Source organism: Streptomyces sp. SID486 (assembly GCF_009865385.1).
Classification (GTDB): Bacteria; Actinomycetota; Actinomycetes; order Streptomycetales; family Streptomycetaceae; genus Streptomyces.
This window is the reverse complement of record NZ_WWJT01000519.1, coordinates 1-22,858: the sequence shown is the minus strand read 5'-3', so window position 1 is coordinate 22,858 and position 22,858 is coordinate 1. Positions and strand designations below refer to the sequence as shown.

At 72.0% G+C, this 22,858-nt stretch carries 21 protein-coding genes, 1 tRNA gene and 1 pseudogene; 15 read left to right on the top strand and 8 right to left on the bottom strand.

Annotation, left to right across the window (positions count from 1 at the left end):
• Nucleotides 1–179: 179 nt before the first annotated feature.
• Together fdhD and GT045_RS39955 are read right to left on the bottom strand one after the other, a co-directional pair.
• Nucleotides 180–1,028: a formate dehydrogenase accessory sulfurtransferase FdhD gene (gene fdhD, locus GT045_RS23970; protein ID WP_161335402.1), complete on the bottom strand. Its 849-nt coding sequence runs from the start codon at nucleotides 1,026–1,028 to the stop codon at nucleotides 180–182.
• A 7-nt stretch (nucleotides 1,029–1,035) separates the two neighbouring features.
• Nucleotides 1,036–1,172: pseudogene (locus GT045_RS39955) on the bottom strand (Fe-S-binding domain-containing protein); the annotation flags it as partial.
• A gap of 301 nt (nucleotides 1,173–1,473) precedes the next feature.
• Between GT045_RS39955 and GT045_RS23965 the strand changes: the two are divergent.
• The 3 genes from GT045_RS23965 to GT045_RS40745 all read left to right on the top strand — a co-directional run bounded on the left by GT045_RS23965 (nucleotide 1,474) and on the right by GT045_RS40745 (nucleotide 3,178).
• On the top strand, nucleotides 1,474–2,421 hold the full coding sequence (locus GT045_RS23965; protein ID WP_161290199.1) for a beta-ketoacyl-ACP synthase III: 948 nt from the start codon (nucleotides 1,474–1,476) through the stop codon (nucleotides 2,419–2,421).
• 287 nt (nucleotides 2,422–2,708) lie between these two features.
• Nucleotides 2,709–2,796: transfer RNA gene (locus GT045_RS23960), tRNA-Leu, on the top strand.
• Nucleotides 2,797–2,956: 160 nt separating this feature from the next.
• Nucleotides 2,957–3,178 carry a hypothetical protein gene (locus GT045_RS40745; RefSeq protein ID WP_345942736.1) on the top strand — a complete coding sequence of 74 codons (222 nt, stop codon included), beginning with the start codon at nucleotides 2,957–2,959 and terminating at the stop codon, nucleotides 3,176–3,178.
• Here GT045_RS40745 and GT045_RS23955 read toward each other — a convergent pair.
• From GT045_RS23955 to GT045_RS39055, 4 genes are all read right to left on the bottom strand, one after another.
• Nucleotides 3,125–3,775, bottom strand: coding sequence for a hypothetical protein (locus GT045_RS23955; RefSeq protein WP_237538824.1), 651 nt, complete (start codon nucleotides 3,773–3,775; stop codon nucleotides 3,125–3,127). The genes GT045_RS40745 and GT045_RS23955 overlap by 54 nt on opposite strands.
• 184 nt (nucleotides 3,776–3,959) lie before the next feature.
• Complete coding sequence (locus tag GT045_RS23950) at nucleotides 3,960–4,865, bottom strand: aldo/keto reductase (RefSeq protein ID WP_161335400.1); 906 nt, start codon at nucleotides 4,863–4,865, stop codon at nucleotides 3,960–3,962.
• On the bottom strand, nucleotides 4,862–6,049 hold the full coding sequence (locus GT045_RS23945) for a cupin domain-containing protein (protein WP_161335399.1): 1,188 nt from the start codon (nucleotides 6,047–6,049) through the stop codon (nucleotides 4,862–4,864). The genes GT045_RS23950 and GT045_RS23945 overlap by 4 nt, the downstream gene beginning before the upstream one ends.
• A 14-nt stretch (nucleotides 6,050–6,063) precedes the next feature.
• Nucleotides 6,064–6,201: a hypothetical protein gene (locus tag GT045_RS39055; RefSeq protein WP_202528870.1), complete on the bottom strand. Its 138-nt coding sequence runs from the start codon at nucleotides 6,199–6,201 to the stop codon at nucleotides 6,064–6,066.
• A gap of 298 nt (nucleotides 6,202–6,499) precedes the next feature.
• Here GT045_RS39055 and GT045_RS23940 point away from each other — a divergent pair, with 298 nt between their 5' ends.
• Both GT045_RS23940 and GT045_RS23935 read left to right on the top strand, forming a co-directional pair.
• Entirely contained in the window at nucleotides 6,500–7,756 is a 1,257-nt protein-coding gene (locus GT045_RS23940; protein ID WP_161335398.1) for a helix-turn-helix transcriptional regulator, read from the top strand.
• Nucleotides 7,757–7,770: 14 nt separating this feature from the next.
• Entirely contained in the window at nucleotides 7,771–8,130 is a 360-nt protein-coding gene (locus GT045_RS23935; RefSeq protein ID WP_161290195.1) for a hypothetical protein, read from the top strand.
• A 290-nt stretch (nucleotides 8,131–8,420) separates the two neighbouring features.
• On the opposite strand, the gene GT045_RS23930 is transcribed toward GT045_RS23935, so the two are convergent.
• The gene (locus GT045_RS23930) at nucleotides 8,421–8,960 is read right to left on the bottom strand and encodes a GNAT family protein (protein WP_161335397.1); all 540 of its coding nucleotides are present in this window, start codon (nucleotides 8,958–8,960) and stop codon (nucleotides 8,421–8,423) included.
• A gap of 165 nt (nucleotides 8,961–9,125) precedes the next feature.
• Nucleotides 9,126–9,809 carry a phosphotransferase gene (locus tag GT045_RS23925; protein WP_161335396.1) on the bottom strand — a complete coding sequence of 228 codons (684 nt, stop codon included), beginning with the start codon at nucleotides 9,807–9,809 and terminating at the stop codon, nucleotides 9,126–9,128.
• A 628-nt stretch (nucleotides 9,810–10,437) separates the two neighbouring features.
• Here GT045_RS23925 and GT045_RS23920 point away from each other — a divergent pair.
• The 10 genes from GT045_RS23920 to fusA all read left to right on the top strand — a co-directional run bounded on the left by GT045_RS23920 (nucleotide 10,438) and on the right by fusA (nucleotide 22,764).
• Nucleotides 10,438–11,898 carry a nitroreductase family protein gene (locus tag GT045_RS23920; protein WP_161335395.1) on the top strand — a complete coding sequence of 487 codons (1,461 nt, stop codon included), beginning with the start codon at nucleotides 10,438–10,440 and terminating at the stop codon, nucleotides 11,896–11,898.
• Between the two features lie 5 nt (nucleotides 11,899–11,903).
• Nucleotides 11,904–13,343, top strand: a complete 1,440-nt coding sequence (locus GT045_RS23915) for a class I adenylate-forming enzyme family protein (RefSeq protein ID WP_161335394.1) — start codon at nucleotides 11,904–11,906, stop codon at nucleotides 13,341–13,343.
• 26 nt (nucleotides 13,344–13,369) lie between these two features.
• Entirely contained in the window at nucleotides 13,370–13,633 is a 264-nt protein-coding gene (locus GT045_RS23910; protein ID WP_161291757.1) for a phosphopantetheine-binding protein, read from the top strand.
• Nucleotides 13,626–14,342 (top strand): dihydrodipicolinate reductase C-terminal domain-containing protein, encoded by a 717-nt coding sequence (locus tag GT045_RS23905; protein ID WP_161291759.1) that lies wholly within the window; start codon nucleotides 13,626–13,628, stop codon nucleotides 14,340–14,342. Before GT045_RS23910 ends, GT045_RS23905 begins: the two co-directional genes overlap by 8 nt.
• The gene (locus GT045_RS23900) at nucleotides 14,339–15,100 is read left to right on the top strand and encodes a class II aldolase/adducin family protein (protein WP_161335393.1); all 762 of its coding nucleotides are present in this window, start codon (nucleotides 14,339–14,341) and stop codon (nucleotides 15,098–15,100) included. Before GT045_RS23905 ends, GT045_RS23900 begins: the two co-directional genes overlap by 4 nt.
• The gene (locus GT045_RS23895; protein WP_161335392.1) at nucleotides 15,097–16,236 is read left to right on the top strand and encodes an acyl-CoA dehydrogenase family protein; all 1,140 of its coding nucleotides are present in this window, start codon (nucleotides 15,097–15,099) and stop codon (nucleotides 16,234–16,236) included. The genes GT045_RS23900 and GT045_RS23895 overlap by 4 nt, the downstream gene beginning before the upstream one ends.
• 66 nt (nucleotides 16,237–16,302) lie before the next feature.
• Entirely contained in the window at nucleotides 16,303–17,679 is a 1,377-nt protein-coding gene (locus GT045_RS23890) for a condensation domain-containing protein (protein ID WP_161335391.1), read from the top strand.
• The gene (locus GT045_RS23885) at nucleotides 17,676–18,758 is read left to right on the top strand and encodes a polysaccharide deacetylase family protein (RefSeq protein ID WP_161291767.1); all 1,083 of its coding nucleotides are present in this window, start codon (nucleotides 17,676–17,678) and stop codon (nucleotides 18,756–18,758) included. The genes GT045_RS23890 and GT045_RS23885 overlap by 4 nt, the downstream gene beginning before the upstream one ends.
• A 214-nt stretch (nucleotides 18,759–18,972) precedes the next feature.
• Nucleotides 18,973–20,256: an MFS transporter gene (locus GT045_RS23880; RefSeq protein ID WP_161335390.1), complete on the top strand. Its 1,284-nt coding sequence runs from the start codon at nucleotides 18,973–18,975 to the stop codon at nucleotides 20,254–20,256.
• Between the two features lie 462 nt (nucleotides 20,257–20,718).
• A complete protein-coding gene (gene fusA, locus GT045_RS23875) occupies nucleotides 20,719–22,764 on the top strand; it encodes an elongation factor G (RefSeq protein ID WP_161335389.1) in 2,046 nt (681 codons plus the stop codon).
• Nucleotides 22,765–22,858: the final 94 nt, after the last annotated feature.

The window sequence follows — 22,858 nt, the reverse complement described above, 5'->3', positions numbered from 1 at the left end:
GGAGCGGGGCTGGGGCGGGGTGCCGCGGCGCAGCGGGCGGACCGGCCGGGGCGGGAGCGGGCTGGGGCGGGGTGCCGCGGCGCAGCGGGCGGACCGGCCGGGGCGGGAGCGGGTCTGGGGCGGTCGAACCGTCTCAGTCCTGGGACGGCCGACTGTCTCAGCTCTGGGGGGCGACCGTCTCAGTCCTGGGCGGCTGCCTCCGGCAGGGCGATCCGGTGCTCGCCCGCGTACACGTTCATCGAGCTGCCCCGCAGGAAGCCCACCAGGGTCAGACCGGTCTCCGCCGCCAGGTCCACCGCCAGCGACGAAGGCGCCGACACGGCCGCGAGCAGCGGTATGCCCGCCATGACCGCCTTCTGGGCCAGTTCGAAGGAGGCCCGGCCGGAGACCATGAGGATCGTCCGGGACAGCGGCAGGGCGTCGTCCTGCAGCGCCCGCCCGACCAGCTTGTCGACCGCGTTGTGCCGGCCCACGTCCTCCCGGGTGTCCAGCAGCTCCCCGTCCTCACTGAACAGGGCCGCCGCGTGCAGGCCGCCGGTCCGGTCGAACACCCGCTGGGCCGCGCGCAGCCGGAGGGGGAGGTCCGACAGCAGCCCGGGGGTGACCCGCAGCGGGGGAGTGTCGGTGATCGGCCAGCGCGCGGTCGTCCGTACGGCGTCCAGGCTGGCCTTGCCGCACAGGCCGCACGAGGAGGAGGTGTAGACGTTCCGCTCCAGGGTGAAGTCCGGCAGGGCGACGCCCGGCGCGGTCTGCACGTCGACCACGTTGTAGGTGTTCGAGCCGTCCGCGGTGGCCCCCGCGCAGTAGACGATGTTGCGCAGGTCGGACGCGGCGGCGAGCACCCCCTCGCTCACCAGGAAGCCGGCGGCCAGGGCGAAGTCGTCGCCGGGGGTGCGCATGGTGATCGCCAGCGGCCTGCCGTTCAGCCGGATCTCCAGGGGTTCCTCGGCGACGAGCGTGTCCGGCCGGCTGGAGACCGCACCGTCCCGGATGCGCAGGACCTTGCGTCGTTCCGTGACTCGTCCCATGTTCTGATCAGCCCCGGTTCTGTACGTGCTGGCGGCCGCAACGGCCCTTGATGCGGAGAGTGCCGTGGGTCACCGGGCCGCCGTGCGGCGAGGTGGCCCCGCCTCCTTATTGTCCTGCACATGGAGCGCGCGGCCGCAGCCCACCCGTGGCGGGCGGGCCGCGGCTCACCCGTGGTGGCCGGCTCGCGGCTCACCCGTGGCGGCGCACCAGGGCGGTTCCTCATGGCACCAGGGGAGTCCCTCATGGCACCAGGGCGGTCCCTCATGCGGCACCGCTCGACGCGACCAGGTCCGGGACGGCGGGGCCCGGTGCCCGGACGTCCGAGGTCTGACCGGAGCCGACAACGACGGCGCGTGAATCCTGTGGCTTCACCTGCCGACGTACCCGCCGGTCACTGACCAGACTGGTGGGTCCGCTCTCCACGCCAACGACGGGACTCCCGGCATGAACGGCTCGCGCATCGCCGCCATCGGTCACTACCAGCCCGCCCGGGTGCTGACCAACGACGACCTGGCGGGCATGGTCGACACCAGCGACGAGTGGATCCGCAGCCGGGTGGGCATCCGGACCCGGCACATCGCCGGCCCCGACGAACCCGTCGACGAGCTGGCCGCGCACGCGGCGGCCAAGGCCCTCGCCGCGGCCGGTCTCACCCCCGGTGACATCGACCTGGTCCTCGTCGCCACCTCCACCGCCATCGACCGCTCCCCGAACACCGCCGCCCGGGTCGCGGCCCGGCTCGGCATCCCGCGGCCCGCCGCGATGGACGTCAACGTGGTCTGCGCCGGGTTCACCCACGCGCTGGCGACGGCCGACCACGCCCTGCGGGCCGGCGCGGCCACCCGCGCGCTGGTCATCGGGGCCGACAAGATGTCCGAGGTCACCGACTGGACCGACCGCAGCACCTGTGTCCTCGTCGGCGACGGGGCCGGGGCCGCCGTGGTCGAGGCGTGCCGCCCGCAGGAGGAGCCCGGCATCGGGCCCGTGCTGTGGGGATCGGTGCCCGAGATGGGGCACGCGGTGCGGATCGAGGGCACCCCGCCGCGGTTCGCGCAGGAGGGGCAGAGCGTCTACCGCTGGGCCACCACGCGGCTGCCGGCCATCGCCCGTGGGGCCTGCGAGAAGGCGGGGGTGGCACCCGAGGGCCTCGCCGGGGTCGTGCTGCACCAGGCCAACCTGCGGATCATCGAGCCGCTGGCCGAGAAGCTCGGCGCCGTCAACGCGGTGATCGCCCGCGACGTGGCCGAGTCCGGCAACACCTCGGCCGCGAGCATCCCGCTCGCCTTCTCCAAGCTGGTCGAACAGGGGGCGCTCAGCACGGGCGACCCCGTGCTGCTCTTCGGCTTCGGCGGCAACCTGTCGTACGCCGGACAGGTCGTACGCTGCCCCTGAGGCGCTCCGCGGGCCTGCCGGGCGCTCGGCCGGCGGCGCTCCCGCCGGTGCTCCGCTCGGCCGGTGGCTCCCGCCGGGGCACGGGGTGCAGCGGCTCCGCGGCTTCGACGGCGTTCAGGGTGAGAGGGGTCGGGGCCGGGTCGTCCGGTCATGCCCTGACACTCACGGTGAGTGCGCGGGTTCTCGCCATCCGTACGACGGATACGCAGGTGAAACGCACTCCGAAACCTTGGTATTGTTGTCCATGTCGCCGCGGGGAACACCCCGCGCAAGGCGGCAGACACCTGGTCCGGGTGGCGGAATGGCAGACGCGCTAGCTTGAGGTGCTAGTGCCCTTTATCGGGCGTGGGGGTTCAAGTCCCCCCTCGGACACCAGCAGGACCCCAGCTGCGGCTGGGGTCTTTTGCGTTCCCGGGCTGTGGCGTGACCAACAGCTCAGCGAATCCCCAGGTCAGACCAGGGAAGACAGGCCGAGTCGGCCCGCAAGGGCAACGTCGGTGGGCGTCCGACCGTCGCGGACGACGACAAGCTGGCCGTGGCCCGCGCCCGGCACCGCGAGGGAGAGAGTGTCATGTCCATCGCTAAGGCCCTGGGAATCGGTCGTGCCGTACCGCCACCTGGGAGAGAGCGCCTGAGACAGGCGCGCATGGACACAGGCAGGCCCCCGGCAGCACGTCGGGGGCCGCAGTCATGTGCGGGCCTGTCAGGCGCTGACCTCCGAGTTCACCGCGACCGGTGGCCGAACGCCGGTGAGTGACTCCGCCCGAGCGAGAAGGCACGGGGCCAAGTCGGGATACCAGCCACGGGCTACCGCTTGCAGCATCTCCGCCAGGGCCGCGAGTTCTCCGACTCGGCCGGCTGGGGTGTCCAGGACCGAAGCGAACTCCAGCCGGATGCGCTCCGCCACGTCGGGCACGAGCAGGCTGTTGGCATGGAGAAGACCCGCGTCGTAGCCGTAGGGGACCAGGCCCCACCGCTCCCAGTCCAGCAGGGTCAGGGGCATGGTCGTGAGATTGCCCCAGTGCAGGTCACCGTGACCGGTCACCCGCTCCACCTCGGCAGGGGCCGGGATGCCGAGGAACTGGGGGAAGGCGCGTTCGATCCACCCGTCCCGGACAGTGGCCTTCAGTCCTTCCGCCTCAGCAAGGAGGGCCAGGGCTCGGCGCAGGCCGGCCCACCATTCGTCAGGCAAGTGGGGGTCGTGGTGCAGGTCGGCCCGCTCCGGGGACACGGCGGGGTGCGTCACGTGGTCGAGAACTTCGGCCTCGAAGGCCCACTCGCCGTCAGTCCAGTCGTGCACCTCGTACAGGCGCGGGCGCGGGACGGCATCAGGCACCAGCAGGGAGGCCCCCACAATGCCCTCTCCCGGCTTCCTGCCTGCGTTTCTCCTGGCCGTCCGGCTTACCCGTAGCCACCGGTCCCCTGCCTGCCGTCCGAGGGTGACACCTTGGAACCCCCAGGCCAGTGGGCCCTTGCAGGCGAGGCCCAGTGCCTTCGCCGCCCTGTCGTGGGCAGCCTGCATCAAGGTCTGTACGTCGTTACTCGGCGGCGAGTTCATCGGTCACCCTCCTCAGTTCCTCGGCCGTCAGGGGCGCAGTCAGAGCCTTCGCCACATCGTCCCAGTGTTCGCGGGTGCTCGCGGAAGTCAGCACGACATCGAGGCCGGGGCACGATCCGGCAGCCAGCAGGGCAGCGGCTGCGGCCGACAGGCCGGGGCGGATGAAGTTCACCAGTTCGGGTGTCATGGCCTCCAGCAGTTCGCCACCGTGCAGAGGAGCGGAGCCGAACGTGATCAGCCCCGCGTCCTTCGCCTGCACCAGCGGTCCGCCGCCGTCGAGTGCCTGCCTGATCAAGTCATCAATGATCAGACTGACGGGCATCTGCAACCCCGTGCAGTGGTGCTCAGCGGAGCCCGCCGCCTGTCGGGCGAGCGCGAGCAACTCGGGAACCGTGAACGCTTCGGAGGTCAGGCCCGTCCACGTGGCGACGCCGTACCCGCCGATCCTGCCCGCATGGGCGAACTCCTCCAGCACCGTGAAGGCTTCCCGCACACGCCAGTGCAGAGTGGCACGGTCAAGACCGTTCCCGTGGTGCTCGGGGTTGTGCACGAACACCAGGTCCGCGCGGCCGAGTGCGGCCAACGAACGCTCCGTCTGCCAGCGAACGAAAACCGGTTCAAGGCTGTGCCGACTGGCCATCTCTTCCCAGGTGAGCACGCCGTCAGCCAGGGCGGTACGGCCTTGCTCCTCCGTGAAGTACCCCGCCTTCGTAGCTACCCGCACGCTCGGGTACTCCCCGAGAACCGGGCGCAGCTCCTCATGTGCCCGACCGTGAGCGTAATTGGGCGCTGTGTCCACCCAGGGGCTACCGGCAGCCAGGGCGGTGCGTGCCGCCTGAATGACGGCACGCACGCGGTATGTCCCCAGGGAGAGAGCGGCGGTCACAGCGCGGTCCCCACGACCGCGACGGCATGGCCCTCGATGAGGGTGGAGACCAGCTCGGCCACGTCCTTGATCCCCAGCCCGGCGGAGTCGGCCATCTCGCCGAGCGTGGTCGGCTGACCGGTCAGCAGCGTGCCGAGGACGGGCGCGGCGGACTCGGCGAAGTCCCAGGCGGTACCGGCCGCCGAGAACGTGACCGTGCTGTGGGCGGGGTTCGCCGTCAGGCGGCCCCGGGGGGCGGTGAGCTTGACCGTGATCTCCGGACGTGCGGGCAGCCCGTCCACGTAGGGCAGCGAGGGAATCGCATGCCCCAGGTCGGTCGTGTCGATGGACTCCGCCCACCGCTCCGTCAACCGGGGGTCCGCCATCATGTCCAGCACCTCACCGCGTACGGCCTCGATGAAGTCGGACTGTTCCGGCAGGGAGGCGAACCGCGGGATGTCCCTCCGCAGTGCGAGGGACGACCGGAGCTGATCCACGACCCAGAGCATGAGGTCCGCGCCCGTGTGCGGGACCATGCCGAACGTCAGGTGCAGCGACTCCGTCCCCTGGTCGGCTGTGACCGCGTGCCACCAGCCGCGCGGCAGGTAGAGCACATCGGCGGGGCCGAGCACGATGTCCGCCACCGGGTCGCCCTCGGGCCTCTCCGGGGACTCCACGTCCCGGAAGGTGGGAGCCTCACGGGTGGAGCCGTACAAGCGCCACCGTTTCGAGCCGTGAACCTGCACCACCACAACATCGTGGTCGTCCCAGTGCAGACCGAATCCCTCACGATCGGTCCAGGACGCGTATGCGTTGGCCTGCACGGACGTGCCGAGGAACCGTTCAAGACCTTCGGCGGCCGCACCCACCGCCGCGTGGATCTTCTCGACCGCATCGAGGACCAGCGACGCGCCGTCTTTGAGCTGGGCATGGAAGTCGGCCGGCTGGATGCGCGACCAGGTGACCGCCCGGCGGTTCGTGGTCGGGATCGCGTAGCGGTGAAGGGGGACCATCTCGCCGTCGACCGACAGGCGCAGCCGGGGCGGCTCCAGTCGCTGTGTGGCGATGATCCGGTTGAGGTCGTCCCAGGAGAACAGGCCCGCCGTGTCGGCGGTGCCGGGAAAGTGCGCGTAGGAGCGGTGGTACGTCTGGGCGAGGAACGTGTCCCCGCCCAGACGCCCCGCCCACGAGGCTGCATCAAGCATCGTGGGCAGCCCCGTTAGTCGTTGCCGTCGGAACGGCCGCTACTGACGTCGGACTCCTGCTCGCCGCGGGTGCGCGCTGCGACGATCTTCCGCTTCGCGACGAGCAGGCCACCCCCCTCGGGGGCCGCCGAACCGGTGCTCTCTTCCACCATCGGACCTACCTCTCTACTCGGAGACACCCGCCGGGAGTCCGGCGGGAGGAACGGGAGGGCAGCAGCCTTCGAGGCAGCTACCGTGCCGCAAGGGCTCCGGCCAGGAACACGGCCGAGCCGCCGAGGATTTCTCCGTTGCCATGTCCGCACCCTTCCGCTGGTTTGCCCCCGTGCCCGTTTGCGACAAGACCAAGGAAAGCGCGGGGAGTCCGAGCCCTCCACGGCATCAATGCGGCACTCTTGATGCACATCCGTGCACGGGAACGCCGTAGGTTCAGGCCACGGGAAGAGGGGCTTCATGGGACTGGCGGAGCGGCGCAAGACCCTGGGTTACAGTCAGGAGAAATTGGCCGAGTTACTTGGCGTGGACCGCACAACGGTCGGACGCTGGGAGAGCGGCAAGATCGCACCGCAGCCGCCTCAGCGGCCAGGCTTGGCAGCCACCCTCGAAGTGAGCCTTCAAGAGCTGGACGCCCTTCTGACACAGCCACGAGCCGTAAGCCGGACGACCAGATGCCAACAGCCCAGTGACCACCCGAGTGTGGGAGACCCAGACGAAGTGATCCGCCGCGAATTCCTCCGCATCCTCACCGTCAGCGGGGCGCTGACCGCCTTGCCGCTGGACGAGGCGGAAGCCCTCTCTGACGGGGTCCTCAGGGGCGCACCCGGGGACTTCGCGCGGATGAACAGCCACCTCTGGCAGATCTACCAACTGGCCCGGTCCAAGGGGTCCGTCTACCCCATCGTCCGCGACCAACTGACCACCCTGAACGAAGCCCTCGCGGCCGACACCCGAGGCAACTCCCGCCCGCTCCTGAGCGCGGCAGCCGACCTCTTCCAACTGGCCGGGGAGGTTGCCTTCGACACGAACCGGTACACCGACGCGGCCGCCTCCTATGCCCTCGCCGCATCCGTCAGCAGGGGCGCCGGAGCCTACGACCTGTGGGCGTGCGCACTCGTCCGGCACGCCTACGTGGACATGTCGGAGCACCGCTACCAGCAGGCGGCCGAGGTCCTGGGAGCCGCTGAGCGGCTGGCCGGGCGAGGTGACAGCAACCTCGCCACGCGGCACTGGGTCGCCTCCGTCCAGGCAGAGGCGTACGCCGGCCTGGGCGACATGCCCGCATGCGAGCGCGCCTTGGACCAGGCGGAGCACGTCACGGACCTGAGCGCGGGCAGCACCAACGGCGGGTGGCTGCGGTTCGACGGGACGCGGCTGGCCGAGGAACGGGGAGCCCGCTACGTCCAGCTCGGACGGCTCGACCTGGCGGAGGAAGCGCTGAGACGGGCACTGGAGCAGACCGCCCTTGCCTCCGGACAGTCCTACCGACGGCGCGGTGCCGTCCTGACCGACCTCGCCGCCATCGGCGCCAAGCGGCGAGACCCCGAACACGTCGTCGCGTACGGCCGGGAAGCCCTCCTCCTGGCCCAAGCCTCATCCTCCGGATACGTCGCCCGTAGACTCCAGACCCTGTGCGACGAGTTCGGCCCCCTGAGCAGGGACCACCGCGTAGCGGAGCTGGGGGCGGAGATCGCCGCGTTCAGCACGCCATGACGAGAGGGGTTGGCATGTCGCAGACCGAAGGTGCACGAGTGTTCCGGGAAGCCTGGATCGCGGGAGTACACCAGCACTTCCCGGGGGAGCCGAAGGCCGGGTATGTGACGCCTTGGGACGACACCCCGCAGTGGGAGCGTGAGGCGGCAGGCTCGGTCTACGACCAGGTCCGGCAGTTCATCGAGATCAGCGGTGGACACGCATCGAGGCTGTCCCGCGAGCAGAAGAGCCGGTTCGTCGCAACGTGCTGGACCGCCCAGATGTTCAAGCACTTCGAGGACCCCAAGCCCGGCTACGTGGCCGACTGGCCCGACCTGCCGAAGTGGCAGCAGGAGACCGACGCCGACATCTTCGAGGCCATCGAAAAGGCATGATCGGGCGGGCGAAATCGCCCGTCCTGGCCAGGTCGGGCACGTGACCAACGGGTGCCCAGCAGCGTCTTGAGGCGGCCTGAAGTAGCAGGAAAAGACAGGAGGAGCAGGACTGTCAACCCCCTGCCACGACAGGCATCCCCGCAGCTCAGAACGCCTATAGGCTGGTGCCCGAGTGGAGAGTTCAAGTCCCCCCTCGGACACCAGTGAAGACCCCTGTCCATCAGGGGTTTTTTGCTTTCCAAGGCTGTGGCGTGACCAACAGTTCAGCGAATCCCCAGGTCAGACCAGGGTCACGTCACCTCTTCGTCGGTGGCCAGCCTCGCGTGGCGCTCGACGTCGTAGCGCACCCCGTCGTACTCCAGCTTCTGGCGCTCGACACCCTCCGTGGTGAATCCTGCGGCCAGGGCAACCCGACAGGACGCCGGGTTGTTCACCCGGTGACCCAGTTCCAGTCGGAACAGTCCGAGTTCGTCGAAGGACCAGCGGGCCAGCGTCTGGCAGGCCCGTGACGCCACGCCACGGCCCCGAGCAGGGGCTGTGGTCCAGTACGAGACCCAACCGGTCTTATGCCGCTGATTCACTGCGCTGACAGCCGCGTTGCCCAACACGGTGCCCGTACCGTCGACCACGGCAAAGGCAAAGGCGGCCCCTGATGCCCACTGATCAGCTTGCGCCGCGAGCCAGCGCCGAGCTGCATCCATCGACGTGACCGGTTCACCGGACTGCCGTCTCATCTCCGGATCTGCGAACGCGTCCGACACCGCTTGAGCGTCCTGGGACGACCAACGGCGCAGGCACAAGTCGGCGGACACCTCTGAACGATCACGCATACCCGAGAGTGTCGCGCTGTCCGGCGCCCCGGGCCATCGACTTTCGACTGATCGCGGCCGCCGCCCACGCCGGGGGAGAGGTCAAGGGGATGGAGCACGCTTCAGGTCCTGAGGCGCTTGCCGGAGCCTGTGCCACGCCGGCGCCGGCGGGAAGGCACGCGTAAGTCATCGGAGTCGGGAGGACACCGCGTCGGCTCCTGCCGACAGGATCAGGGCGACCGCCTCGTCGAGGGCTGCCGTCTCCTCCTGGGTGAGGGTCGGATTGGCGGCCCGCCGGGCCCGGGCCTCAGCCAGCAGCATGCCGTCGGTGCCGCCGAGTCGCCGCACCAGGGCGGGGAGGACGGCCCGGGCGATCCCGGCGGCGGCCGGCATGGTGAGTGCCGCCTGCGCGAGGATCAGCGCGGCCATCGCGGTGTCCAGGCCGGGCGGTCCCTCTTGGGCGGTGGCCCAGTCGATCACCATGGGGCCGTCGGGGGTGAGGAAGACGTTCTCCGGGTGCAGGTCGAGGTGGACGATGCGGTGGGCGGGGTCGGTCCCGGACCGGGGCGGGACGGCGTGCAGTCGCAGCAGCAGATCGGCCAGCAACTCGCCCGCCTGCTCGCCGCTGAGCGTGCCCGCGACCAGTGCCTCACGCATCGTCGGCCCCGACAGCCGCTGCATCACCAACTCCCCGGCCGCCGCCCCCGGCCACACCGCCGGCACCGGATACCCGTGCTCGGCCAGGTACGCCATCAGGACCGCCTCACCGGTGGCGTCCTCACCGTCGCGGTAGCGCCGCACGACCCGGTCCTCGTCGAGGGCGAACACATCCGCCGTCCGCCCCGCCCCGATCAACTCCCCGATCTCCACCCGGCAGAACCTACACCGAGCGCCGCCGGAGCTGCGTCGAGTTCATCATCGCCCTGGCCACCGCCATCGTCACCGTCCGCAGCCTGATCCGACGGGCCAGCCACACCCACCGCCGGCACACCCGATCCACCAGCCCTCGCATCCGATGACCCACCGGCGGACGCTCCGACAGGCTGGGCCCGAGTGGAGAGTTCACGCTCCCCCTCGGACACCGGTGAAGACCCCTGTTCAGCAGGGGTCTTTCTCTTTTTCCTGCGGAGCTCCTGACCGATTTGTCGCCTTCGCTTGGTTGGTTGGCATTTATTAAACAGCCTTGTTTCATTGGTCTTGACCAATACTCGGCCACTTGGCATGCTGACGAAGTCGTAACCGATCAAGTGTTCTCATCCTGTGCAGCATTCCATCGGTTGCGTATGTCTTGGCGTCATGAGCACAAAGCGCTCGTCTCGCGATCCGAGTCCGATCCCGGTCTCGAATGCCGGACAATCGGAAGTCCGGTCGGCTGATCGTTGCGACAGCGAATGGCATCCCCCCACGTCGGTGCATCAGGTCCACATCCGCACAGAGGTCATCGTCGCCCTCGTGCGCATGACGTGGATCCTCAGGCAGCAGGAGGTTTGCGTCAGACGTGCAAGGAAATCTCACCACGCAAAGATCCGTACCGGTCGCCTGGTCCGGGCACGAGTCCCCGGACCGCGTCGCCGACCTGTGGGCCCGGGTGGCCCTGCCGGCCGCGGCACCCGAGCCGCCCGCCGGCCCCGTCGTCGCCCCCGGCCTGCGGCTGGCCCTGTCCCTGCTGGAAGAAGGCGTACTGACCAGTCGCGCCAACCGCTCCTGCGGCTCGTACGCGGCGCGGGCGGTACCGTCGGCCGGAGCCGTGTACCCGTACGAGTTCGCCGTCCTCGCGCTGGAGGACGGAGTGCCGACGGCCTACCGCGTCGACGCCGACCGCCGCACCTGCGCGCGGCTCGCCGCCGGAGCCGCGGTCGGTGCCGCGCTCGACGCGTCCGTACTGGCCGTTCCCGAGGGCGGCGGCGCACTGATCGTCACCCTCACCCGCCCTTGGCTTTCCATGCGCAAATATGGTGACCGAGGTTATCTCTACACTCAACTCGACGCGGGACACGCGGCGGGTAATCTCATGCTGGCCGCGGCCGGCCGTGGCACGGCGGGGGTGCTACGGCTGCGCTTTCCGAGGGAATCATTCTCCGAATTACTGGAGGCGGGAGAAAACTGCCGCGAGATTCACTCCGCAATTCTCGTACCGGCCGGTCCCACCGACGAGTCCTGGACCCGCTGGACCGTGCACGACGACACCGACCCCGAGCGGCGCGGGCCCGGCTGGCGATCGTGGTTGGAGAGCACCTGCTGGGACTCCCTGACCGGATGGCCCCAGCACTCCGGGCCGCCGGACCCCGCGGCCGCACCCGCACCGCTCGCGCGGATCCGCACCGACCGGCAGCCGCCCGCCGGCCACCACGGCCTGGGGGACCCGTCCGGCTGGCCGGAACTGATCGGGACGCGGTCCTCCAGCAAGGCGTTCACGGGCGACCCCGTCTCCGCCGACGCCGTCTGGCAGGCGGTCTCGGCCCTGGCGACGCCGCTGGCGACCGACCTGCCCGAATCCTCGCCGCTGTCGGCGACCCTGGTCCTGCGGTCGACGACGGAGCCCGCGCAGGACGCGGTGTACCGGCTGCGCACCGGCGAGCGGCAACCGGGACGGCTGCCCACCACCGACGAGGTGGCCCGCGCCTGCATGCAGCAGCGCGCCCTCGCCGGGGCCGCCGCCGTCCTGCTGCTGCACGTGCCGCGCACCTCGCTGGCCGGGGCCGGCTCGGCAGCCGGCGCCGAGAGCCTGCGGGAACTCGCCTTCCGCTGCGGCGCCCTGGGGCAGCTGCTCTACCTGGGCGCGAACCGCGCGACGGTCGGGGTGACCGCCATCGGCGGTTTCGACACACCGCTGTGGCGCACGCTGGCGGGACTGCCGGAGGACGACGAGATCCTCTACGCCCTGCTGCTCGGCTGCCCGGACGACTCGGGCATCAAGTTCGACCGGCTTGCCATGGCGCACGCCCAGAACGAGCGGTGAACCCGATGCCCCCTGTCCTTCCCGACGCCTTCGGCGACGTGCTCGCCCGCCACGGCGACCGCGTCGCGGTCACCGACGCCGACGGTTCCCTCGGCTACGCCGAACTCGCCGACCGGGCCCGCGCCGCGGCGCACCGGCTCAGCCGGTACGACGTGCGGGGTGAGCCCATGCGCGTGGGCCTCTACGCCACCAACTCCGTCGAGTACGTCGTCGGTTACCTCGCGACGCTGTTCGCCGGCGCGGTGCCCTTCCTGGCCGACTCCGCCTTCGGCCCGTTCGAACTCTCCCGGATCGCCGAGGACTGCGGACTGGACCTGCTGATCCACGCCCCGAGCGCCGACGTCCGGGCGGTCACGGACGAGACGCTCACGGACGACGGCGAGTTCGGCTACCTCACGGTCAGCCGGGTCCGCTCCTACGACACCTCCCGTCCGCGGCTGCTGGACGACACCGAAGTGTGCCGCTTCACGTCCGGCTCCACCGGCCGCCCCAACTGCATCGAGTTCTCCGGCGCGGCCGTGGCCGCGGCGGCGGCCAACTGGGTGCGGGGCACCGGCCTGACGGCCGAGGACCGCATCGCCTGTTTCGCCGCGCTCTCCAACGGCCTCGCCTTCAACACCTCGTTGCTGGCGGCGTTCCTGCCGGGTGCCTCGCTGCACCTGTCGCACGGTCTGCCCACCGCCTCCCGGGTCGTGCGGCTCCTGGAGAACACCGCCGCGACCCGCCTGGTGGCGTTCCCGGCACTGTACGAGTCGATCGTGCGGCGCTCCCCGGAGGAAGGCTTCGCCACCGTCCGGACCGCGATCTCCTCCGGAGCGCCGCTCCGGGAGAGCGTGCGCGAGGAGTTCACCCGGCTCACCGGGGTGCCGATCCACAACTACTACGGGGTCGCCGAGACCGGTCCGCTCACCTACGCCACCGACGGGACCGGCAGCGGACTCGGCGCTCCGCTGCCCGGTGTGCACCTGCTCGCGGAGGAGCAGGGCATCCGGGTCAGGAGCGAGTCGATGGGGTCGCGGTACCTCAACGCCCCCGGCCTGTTCGAGAAACGGGTCGACGGCGAGGGCTATTACCACACAGGTGACCAGGGCCGGCTGCACGACGGCACGCTCCACCTGACCGGGCGCACGAGCCGGCTGGTCAACGTGGGCGGGCGCAAGATCGACCCGATCGAGATCGTCGACGTGCTGCGCACGGCGCCCGGCGTGCTGGACGCGGTGGCGTTCGAGGCGGAGAACCAGCACGGGGAACCGGCCCTGGCCGCCGTCGTCGCCGTCGAACCCGGGGTGGGGGCACAGGACCTGCGCGCGCACTGCGCGGCCACCCTCGCCCCGTTCAAGGTGCCCGGCATCCTCCGCCTGGTGGACCGGATACCGGCGAACTCGATCGGCAAGCCGTCCATCGAACGCCTGCGACGCCTGCTCGACGCCCCCCAGGCCCACTGAACCCCTTCGAGACACAGGAACATCCCATGGACAGCAGCGCCCTTCGCAGCAAGATCCTCGACCTCGCCATCGCGGCCGGGGACGGCAGCGTCACCGCCGCCGACTTCGCCGCCGCCAACTACTCCCTGCGCGACGTCGGTTACTCCTCACTCTCCTACATGCGCCTGATCGACAGCATCGAGAACGAGGTCGGTGTCTACCTCGACCCCGAGGCCGCCATCGAGCACTACGAGACCATCGATTCCGTCACGGCCCTGGTGCTCGCCGGCGGAATCGGCGCCGATGCCTGAGAGACCGGGGAACGGCGGCCCCACGATCGGGATCGTCGGCCTCGGGCGGCTGGGCTCGGCGCTGCGGTCGGTGTGCCGGGACGACGGCACGGACGTCACCCTCACCGCGTCCCGCCGGACAGGCTGGTCCGTCGACGCCGTACCCGACGTGCTCGTCGACGCCAGCGCACCCGAGGCGCATCCCCAAGTCCTCGACTACTGCGCCACTCACCGGGTGGCCCTCGTCGCCTGCGTCTCCAACCTGACGGACACCCAGTGGAAGGCACTGGAGGAGCTGGCCGGCGCCGTGCCGGTGGTACGCGCCACCAACCTGTCCTTCGCCCACTACCTCCAGACGCGCATCGCCGAGTTCACCGCCGCCCTCACCACCGGCCGGTTCGCCGCGACCACCACCGTCCGGGAGCGGCACCCGCTGGGCAAGGCGCACCGGCCGAGCGCCACCGCGCTGGCGCTGGCCGACACCTGGGCCGCGGCCAGTGGCCGGACGGTGGCCGACATCGCCGACGAGCGGGCCGGACTGCCCGTGAGCGAACACGAGCTGACCCACACCTGGGACGGCGAGTCACTCCACGTACGGCACCACGTCGGCAGCTGGACGGTGCCGGCGTGGGGTGCGCTGGCCGCCGCCGACTGGGCCCGCGCCGCGCAGCCGGGCGTGGTCACCATGCGGACCGTCTACGACGACCTGACAGCTAGGAGCACGCGATGACCACCGAGGAACCGCAGCCGCTGGATCCCGCCGAACGCCGGCTGGTCCTCCAGGTGGCGTACGGCGCCCGGATGCTCTCCCTCGACGGGCACGACGACTTCAACCAGGGCCAGATCTCCGCCCGGATACCGGGCCGGGACGAGTTCTTCATCAAGGGCGCCCTGGTCGGTTTCGACGAGGCCGCCCCGGCGGACGTGGTCCGCTGCCCCGTGGACCACACGCTGCCCGCACCATCGCTGGCGCCGCCGGAACTGCCGCTGCACCAGGCCATCTACCGGGCCCGCCCGGACGTCAACGGCATCGTCCACAGCCACGCGCCGTACACCCTGCTGTTCGGTGCCACCGACCTGGCGATGCGCCCGGTCTCGCACGACGGCGCCTACTTCCGCGACCGGATCGGCCTGTTCACGCAGACCAGCAACACGGTCCTCGACATCGAGACCGGCGAACACATCGCCAAGGACCTCGACGATCACCCGGCCGTGCTGCTGCGCAACCACGGCGGGGTGATCGTCGGCAAGAGCGTGCGGCACGCGTCCGTCTTCGCCCAGGTGCTGGAACGGGCCTGCCGCCTGCAACTGACCGCCGAGAGCACCGGTGTTCCGTACACCTGGTCCACCGAGCAGGACGTGGCCGCCAAGCAGGACTTCATCTACGCCGACCTCTCAGTCCGCTCGTACTGGGACTACGCCGTCCGCCGGGTGGTCCGGCACTGGCCGGACACCGCCGACTGGGCGCGATCGGAGGCCGCCCGATGAAGGTCCAGCGCATCCTGCCCACGGAGGAGGCGGCCGACCTGCTCGGCCTGGTCCGGGACCTGGCGGCCGGAGAACTCGCCCCGGCCGTCGCCGCGTTCGAGGCGGCCCACGAGTTCCCCCGGGAGACGTTGCGCACCCTGGGCAAGGCCGGACTGCTGAGCCTGCCGTACCCCGAGGAGTACGGCGGGGGCGGACAGCCCTACGAGGTCTACCTCCAGGCGCTGGAGGAGATCGCCTACCACTGGTTCGGGGTCGCCGAGGCGGTCAACGTGCACAACCTGGCCTGCTTCGGCACCGCCACGTACGGCACCCCGGCCCAGCGCGAGGAACTGCTGCCCGGCATGCTCAGCGGAGAACTCCTCGGCGCCTACTGCCTGTCCGAGGCGGAGGCCGGTTCGGACGCGGCCTCGCTCACCACCCGGGCGGTGCGGGAGGACGACGGCTACCGCATCACGGGCACCAAGTCCTGGGTCACCCACGCCGGCCACGCGGACTTCTACAACGTCTTCAGCCGCACCGGCGGCCCCGGTGCCCGGGGACTGTCCTGCCTCGTCGTCCCCGGCGGCACACCGGGCATGGTGGTGCACGAGCCGGAGCGGAAGCTGGGCGTCTGGTCCAACCCCACCGCCCAGGTCGGCTTCGACGGCGTCCGGGTGCCGGCCGGGCGGCTGATCGGCCGCGAGGGCAAGGGCTTCCTGATCGCGATGGGCGCACTGGACTGCGGCCGGCTGGGCATCGCCGCGTGCGCCGTCGGCATCGCCCAGGCCGCCGCCGACTACGCCGTGCGCTACGCCAAGGAACGCCGCCAGTTCGGGCAGCGGATCATCTCGTTCCAGGGCGTCGGGTTCCTGCTGGCCGACATGGCCACGCAGATCGCCGCCGCCCGGGCGCTCACCCTGGCGGCCGCCCGCCTGAAGGACGCCGGCCGGCCCTACTCGCTGGAGGCGGCGAAGGCGAAGCTGTTCGCCACCGACGTGGCGATGAAGGTGACCACCGACGCGGTGCAGGTGCTCGGCGGGGCCGGATACGTCTCCGACCACCCGGTGGAGCGCTGGATGCGCGAGGCCAAGCTGCTGCAGATCGTGGAAGGCACCAACCAGATCCAACGCCTGGTCATCTCGCAGGGCCTGGACTAGCCCTTGCGGCAGGTCCGGCCCGGGCAGACGGCGTACGACGCAATCGAAGGGAAGGTTCGGAACACGATGACCACGGTCGAGGAGCGGACCATGAAGCTGGACTCCGCGCGGGCCGGGACCGGCCCGGCCACCTGGGGGCAGCGGGCGATCTGGGGGGTCGTCACGCGGCTCGGCGACGACGCCCCCAGGTACAACCTGCGGCTCGACCTCCCCCTCACCCCGCCCCGCCCCGCCTCCCGCGTACTCGCGGACCTCACGGAGCTGCTCCGGATGCACGACAGCCTGCGCACCAGGCTCCTGCCGGTCGGCGAGGACGGTCTGGAACAGGTCGTGGACGGGGCCGGCGAGCTGCCGGTGGAGGTCCGGACGTGCTCCGCCGACAAGGCACCGACGGTCGGCCCGGAGCTGATGGAGGAACTGGCGGGACGCCCCTTCGACCACGCGCGGGAATGGCCGTTCCGGGTCGGCCTCGTGGAGTGCGAGGGACTGGTCCACCGGCTGGTCCTCGCGGCGTCGCACACCGCGATGGACCTCTGGGGAGAGGGGCGTATGCTCCGCGACCTCCAGCTGATCTCGTCGGGGGAGTCGGCCGAGTCGCTGCTGCGGACCCGCCCCGCCCTCCAGCCGCTGGAGGCCGCGCAGCTCCAGACGTCGCCGGTCGGCCGGCGCCGGGACGAGGCGGCCCGGCGTTACTGGTGCGAGCGGCTGGCCGCCGGCCCGCGGCGGATCTTCCTGGACCCCGCGGCGCCGGAACTCGCCGTGAACGCGCCGGACCGGCTGTTCCCCAACGCGCTGCTGCGCTCGCCCGCGCTGGCCGTCGCCGTCGAGCAGGTGGCGGCGGACCTGGGGGTGAGCGACGCCGCGGTCCTGCTGGGGGCGGCCTCCCACCAACTGGCCAGGATGTCCGGCAGCAGTGACGTCCTGTTCCAGGTGGTCGTGAGCAACCGCTTCCAGCCGGCCGCCGCCGAGTCGGTCAGCACGATGGCGCAGGAGGCCGTCTTCCTCCTCACCGACGCGGACAAGGACTTCGAGGACGCGGTCCGGCGGACCCGCTCCGTCGCCTTCACCGCGTTCCGCCACGCGGGGTACGACAAGTGGGCGCTGGACCGGGAGGTGAGGCGGCTGGTCGAGCGAGGCGAGGCGGCCGACCACTCCTGCTGGTGGAACGACACCCGGGACCCGGGCGTGGGGCCGTTCGCGACCGTCGAGCGCCCGGCGGCCGCGCTGGGCGAGCTGGCGGGCCGGACCGAACTGAGCTGGCCGGTGGAGTTCCTGCCGCGTGCGAACGTCTCGGTGGCGGTGGACGTGCTGACCGCGCCGGGCGCCCTGGAACTCTGCATGACCGCCGACCCCGCGGTGCTCGACCGCGCGGGGATGGAGCGGTTCCTGCGCGGGGTCGAGCAACTGGTCGTGGCCGAGGCGATCGCCAGGGGGGACAGATGACCACGCGGTACGCCGGCATCGCCTGGACCGGGACGGGTTACCGGGTCGAGGTCCTCGACGGCGCGGGGCGCCGGGTGACCGAGCCGCGCGGCTGGGGCGCCGACCGGGTCGCCGAACTCATCGCCTGGCTGCGGGAGTTGGGGCGGGAGCATCCGCTGGCCGCGGTGTTCGACAGTACCAACGGTCTGCTCGACGGGCCGATGACGGCGGCCGGCCTGGAGGTCTACCGGGCCGATCCCTGGCTGCTGCCGCCCCGGCCGCGGTTCGGGTCCGTCCCCGCCCACCAACTGGCCGAGCAGGCCCGGAACACACCCGGCGCGCTGGCCCGGGTGACCGCGGAAGGGGGCACGCTGACCGGCCGGGCCGACGAGTACTTCGACGGCGTGCGGCGCAGCGAGCCGATCCAGGCGGCGCTGACTGCGGCCGGACGCTGCTTCGAGCACGGCCGCCGGGACACGCCACAGATCGCGCTCACCTTCGACGACGGCCCCGATCCGGTGCACACCCGGCAGATTCTGCGGACCCTGGACCGCTACGGCGTCCGGGCGACCTTCTTCTGCGTCGGTCACCACGTCGCGGCGCTGCCCGACGAGGTGCGCCGGATCGTCGCGGCCGGCCACGAGATCGGCAATCACTCCTGGTCCCACCCCTTCCTGCCCGACCTGACCCCGGAGGAACTGCGCGAGCAGCTCGACCGCACGGGGGACGCGGTGGCGCGGGTGACGGGCGAGGCCCCGGTCTGGTTCCGGCCGCCCTACGGCGCGCTGACCCCGGGGGTGCTGGCGACCCTCGAAGGGCATCCGACCACGATGACACTGTGGGACGTGGACTCCCGCGACTGGGCCCGGCCGGGTCCGGAGCGGATCGCCGCGACCGTCCTGGAGGCCGCCGGGCCCGGCTCGGTGGTGCTGCTGCACGAGGGCGCCGGTGATCGCGGCCAGACCGTACGGGCCCTGCCGTCCATCATCGAAGGACTTCTCGAACGCGGCCTGGAACCGGTGACCGTGGGGGAGCTGTCCGCGTCGGCCGACCGGACCGGGACCGGGACCGGCCGCCGGCCGGCCGCCGAGCCGCACTGAACGGGCTCGCCACCGGCCCGCACCCGCCGGCCCGCCCGGGGCCTCACCCCGGTCCCGCACCGCCCCGCGCCTCACCCCGGTCCCGCACCGGCCCGCGCCTCACCCCGGTCCCGCACCGCCCCGCACCGTCACCGCGACCGCGCCTCCCGCCGTCCACGGCGGGCAGCCATCCGACCAAGCAGATCACGATCCACGGCTGGAGCATGGAATAGTCATGAAGGAACGCTCGGCAGACCACACCCCGGCGGTGACGCTCCCACCCGACCCGGCCCGGCCCGCCGAGGCGCCCTCGGCCGGAGAACCGGCGATCTGGTCCCGCAACTTCCAGTACTACTTCACCGCCCGCAGTGCGGGCCTGCTCGGCTGGGCCATGCTGCCGGTCGCGGTCGCCGCCGGACTGCTCAGCGCCGGGTACGGCGTGAGCACGGCGGGATACGCCATGGCCTTCCTGGTGGGCCCCTTCGCCGGACTGGTGCTGTTCGGCGGGGTGCTCGCCGACCGGTTCACCGCCCGCCGGATGATGATCGCCTCCGATCTGGCCAACCTCACCACCCACGTGCTGCTGGCCTTCCTCTTCCTGCACGGCATCGACCATCTGTGGCAGCTGTACGGCCTGCTGGTGGTGGCCGGTGTCGCCAACGCCATGTTCCAGCCGGGCGCCTCGTCGACCGTCCCGCTGGTGGCCCGGGACGTGCAGGGAGCCAACGGCGTGCTCCGCATCTCCGAGGCGCTCACCGCGCTCGGCGGCCCGGCGCTGGCGGGTGTGCTGGTCGGGGCGTCCGCCACCGGCTGGGTGATGGTGATCTCCGCCCTCGCCTACGGCACCAGCGCGTTCTGCCTGTTCGCGCTGCGGCTCGGCGCGGTGCCCGCTCCGCCGGCCGGGGAGAGCCTGTGGCACAACCTGGTGGTCGGCTGGCACGAGTTCCGGGGCCGCAGCTGGCTGTGGGGCGTGATCGTGATCTGGATGTTCTTCGCCGTGCTCTCCTGGGGGCCGCAGCTGTCGGTCGCCGCCGGGGTGGTCGTGCCGGAGCACGGCGCCACCGCGTTCGGCCTGCTCAACTGCGCGTTCGGCGCGGGCACCGTGGCGGGCGGGGTACTGGCGCTGCGGTTCAAGCCCGTGCGGCCGCTCGCCGCCGGGGCGGTGGCGATGCTGGCCTACCCGCTCTACCCGCTGGGCATCGTCCTCGACTGGCCGGTCTGGCTGCTGGCCGCCGCCCAGGTCGCGGTCGGCGTCGGCATCACCTTCTGGGGCGTCATGTGGGCCACCAGCGTGCAGACACAGGTGCCGGGTGAGGTGCTCAACCGGGTCCACGCCTACGAGGTCGCGGGCTCCGTCGGCATGTTCCCGGTCGGCAGCGCGCTGGCCGGTCCGGCCGTGGGGGCGTTCGGCACCGACCGGGTGCTGGAGGTCGGCATCGTGGTCGCCCTCCTCACCGCCGCCGCCCTGCTGATCACCCACCCGATCCGCACCCTGACGCGGATACCGGACAGAGCCTGAGGGAACGGGGACCGGCGAACGGCGAACGGCGAGGGGGGAACGGGGGCCGGGGACCGGCGAACGGTGAACGGCGACCAGGACCAGTGGTCGGCGGTCGGCGGTGCGGTGCGTGCGCGTGGGAGAAATTCCGGTGCGCCGTCCGCCGTCCGCTTCCTAGACTCGACCCGCACCGCGCGCCGCACCCACACCGTGGCGGCGCGCTTCGTCAGCCGTTCACACCGAGGGGAGCAGGGCCGTGCGTGACCGCACCGTCGTCGTCGTTCCCCCCGCACGGACCGAGGTGATCCTGGTGTCCTCGGCCGTCCGGTGCCCGCTGCGCGGCCGGTACCGGATGCCCGTGACGCCCCGCTGACCCCGGCCGCCGCCCGGCACCCGCCAGGCCGCCGCCGTACCGTCCGCCCGAGCCGTACACGGGAATCGCGCTGCCCTTTTCCAGGTAGACCTCCCGAAAGGCACCGGGCCGTGCGCAACCGCATCGACACCCTCGCCGCCGTCCGCAACTTCGGCATCCTCGCCCACGTCGACGCCGGCAAGACCACCGTCACCGAACGGATCCTGTACGCGACGGGCACCACCCACAAGCGGGGCGAGGTGCACGACGGCACCACCGTCACCGACTTCGACCCGCAGGAACGCGACCGCGGCATCACCATCTTCGCCGCGGCGGTCAGCTGCGCGTGGGACGGCCACCGCGTCAACCTCATCGACACCCCCGGGCACGTCGACTTCGCCGACGAGGTCGAGCGCTCGCTGCGTGTCCTGGACGGGGCGGTCGCCGTGTTCGACGCCGTCGCCGGGGTCGAGCCGCAGAGCGAGTCGGTGTGGCGGCAGGCCGACCGGTACGGCGTCCCGAGAATCGCCTTCGTGAACAAGCTCGACCGCGCGGGCGCCGACCTCGACCGGGCCGTCGCCTCGATCCGCGACCGGCTCCACCCCGCCCCGCTCGTCGTCCAGTTGCCGATCGGCACGGAGGACGGTTTCACCGGGGTCGTGGACCTGGTGCGGATGCGGTCCCTGGTGTGGCACGACGGGGAAGGCACCGCCGTGGCCGGCGAGGTGCCCGAGGAGCTGCGGGCGGAGGCCCTGCGGCGGCGGCGTGCGCTGGAGGAGGCGGTCGCCGAACGGCACCCGGCGGCGCTGGAGGAGTTCTGCGACCGCGAGGCCCTCTCCGCCGAGACCCTCACCGCGGCCCTGCGCGACCTCACCCGCGGCGGGGACGGCGTGGTCGTGCTGTGCGGCTCCGCCTACCGCAACCGCGGCGTCGAGCCGTTGCTGGACGCGGTGGTGTCCTACCTGCCGTCGCCGCTGGACGTACCCGCCGTGCGCGGTGTCCACGGGGGTGCCGAGGAGCGGCGTCCCGCCGACCCCGAAGCGCCCTTCGCGGGGCTCGTGTTCAAGGTGAGCGCGAGCCCCACCGGGCGCCTGGCCCACGTGCGCGTCTACTCGGGCACGATCGAGAAGGGGGACGCCGTGCGGGACCCCGGCAGCGGCCGCACCGAGCGGGTGGCGCGGATCCTGCGGGTCATGGCGGACCGGCACGTCCAGCTGGACCGGGCCCGTGCGGGTGACATCGTCGCGCTCGTCGGCGTGAAGTCGGCCCGGACCGGCGCCACCCTGTGCGACCCCGGCGCCCCGCTGCTGCTGGAGCCGCCCGTGACCGCCGAACCGGTGGTGTCCGTCGCGGTCGAGGCGCGGCGCGGCACGGACACCGGCCGGCTCGCGGCGGCCCTCGCCCGGCTGGCGGAGGAGGACCCCTCGCTGGTGGTGCGCACCGACGGCGAGACCGGCCAGACGGTGCTGTCCGGGATGGGTGAACTGCACCTGGAGGTCGCGGTGGAGAAGGTGCGCCGTGACGGCGGCCCCGAGGTCACCGTGGGCCGTCCCCGGGTGGCCCGCCGCGAGACCGTCACCGGCGCGGTGCGCGGCTTCGTGTACCGGCACGTCAAACAGGACGGCGGGGCCGGGCAGTTCGCGCACGTCGTCCTGGATGTGGAGCCGCTGGGGCCCGAACCGGGTGTCACCGGCTTCGAGTTCCGGTCCGCCGTGACCGGCGGGCGGGTGCCGCAGGAGTACGTGCGCGCGGTGGAGGCCGGCTGCCGGGACGCCCTGGCCGAGGGGCCCCTGGCCGGGCACCCGGTGATCGGGGTGCGGGTCACGCTCACCGACGGTTCCACGCATGTGAAGGACTCCTCCGACACGGCCTTCCGCACCGCCGGCCGGCTGGGCCTGCGTGAGGCACTGCGGGCGTGCCCGACGGTGCTGCTGGAACCGGTCGCCGAGGTGACGGTGACCGTACCGGAGGAGGCGGTCGGCGGGGTCCTCGGTGACCTGGCGGCCCGGCGCGGCCGTGTCGGAGGCTCGCAGAGCCGCGGCGGCGCGGCCGTGCTGACTGCCACGGTGCCGCTGGCCGAACTCTTCGGCTACGCGACCCGGTTGCGGGGACGCACGCAGGGCCGGGGCACCTTCACCAGCCGGCCCGCGGGCTACACACCGGCGCCCGCCCGGTAAGGGGGAGGCACCCGCGCCCGGGCCTCCGCCGCCGGGCGTGGCTCCGCGCCCGGCCCGCACCACGAGCCACCGTGGCCCGTGGCGCGGGCCGCCC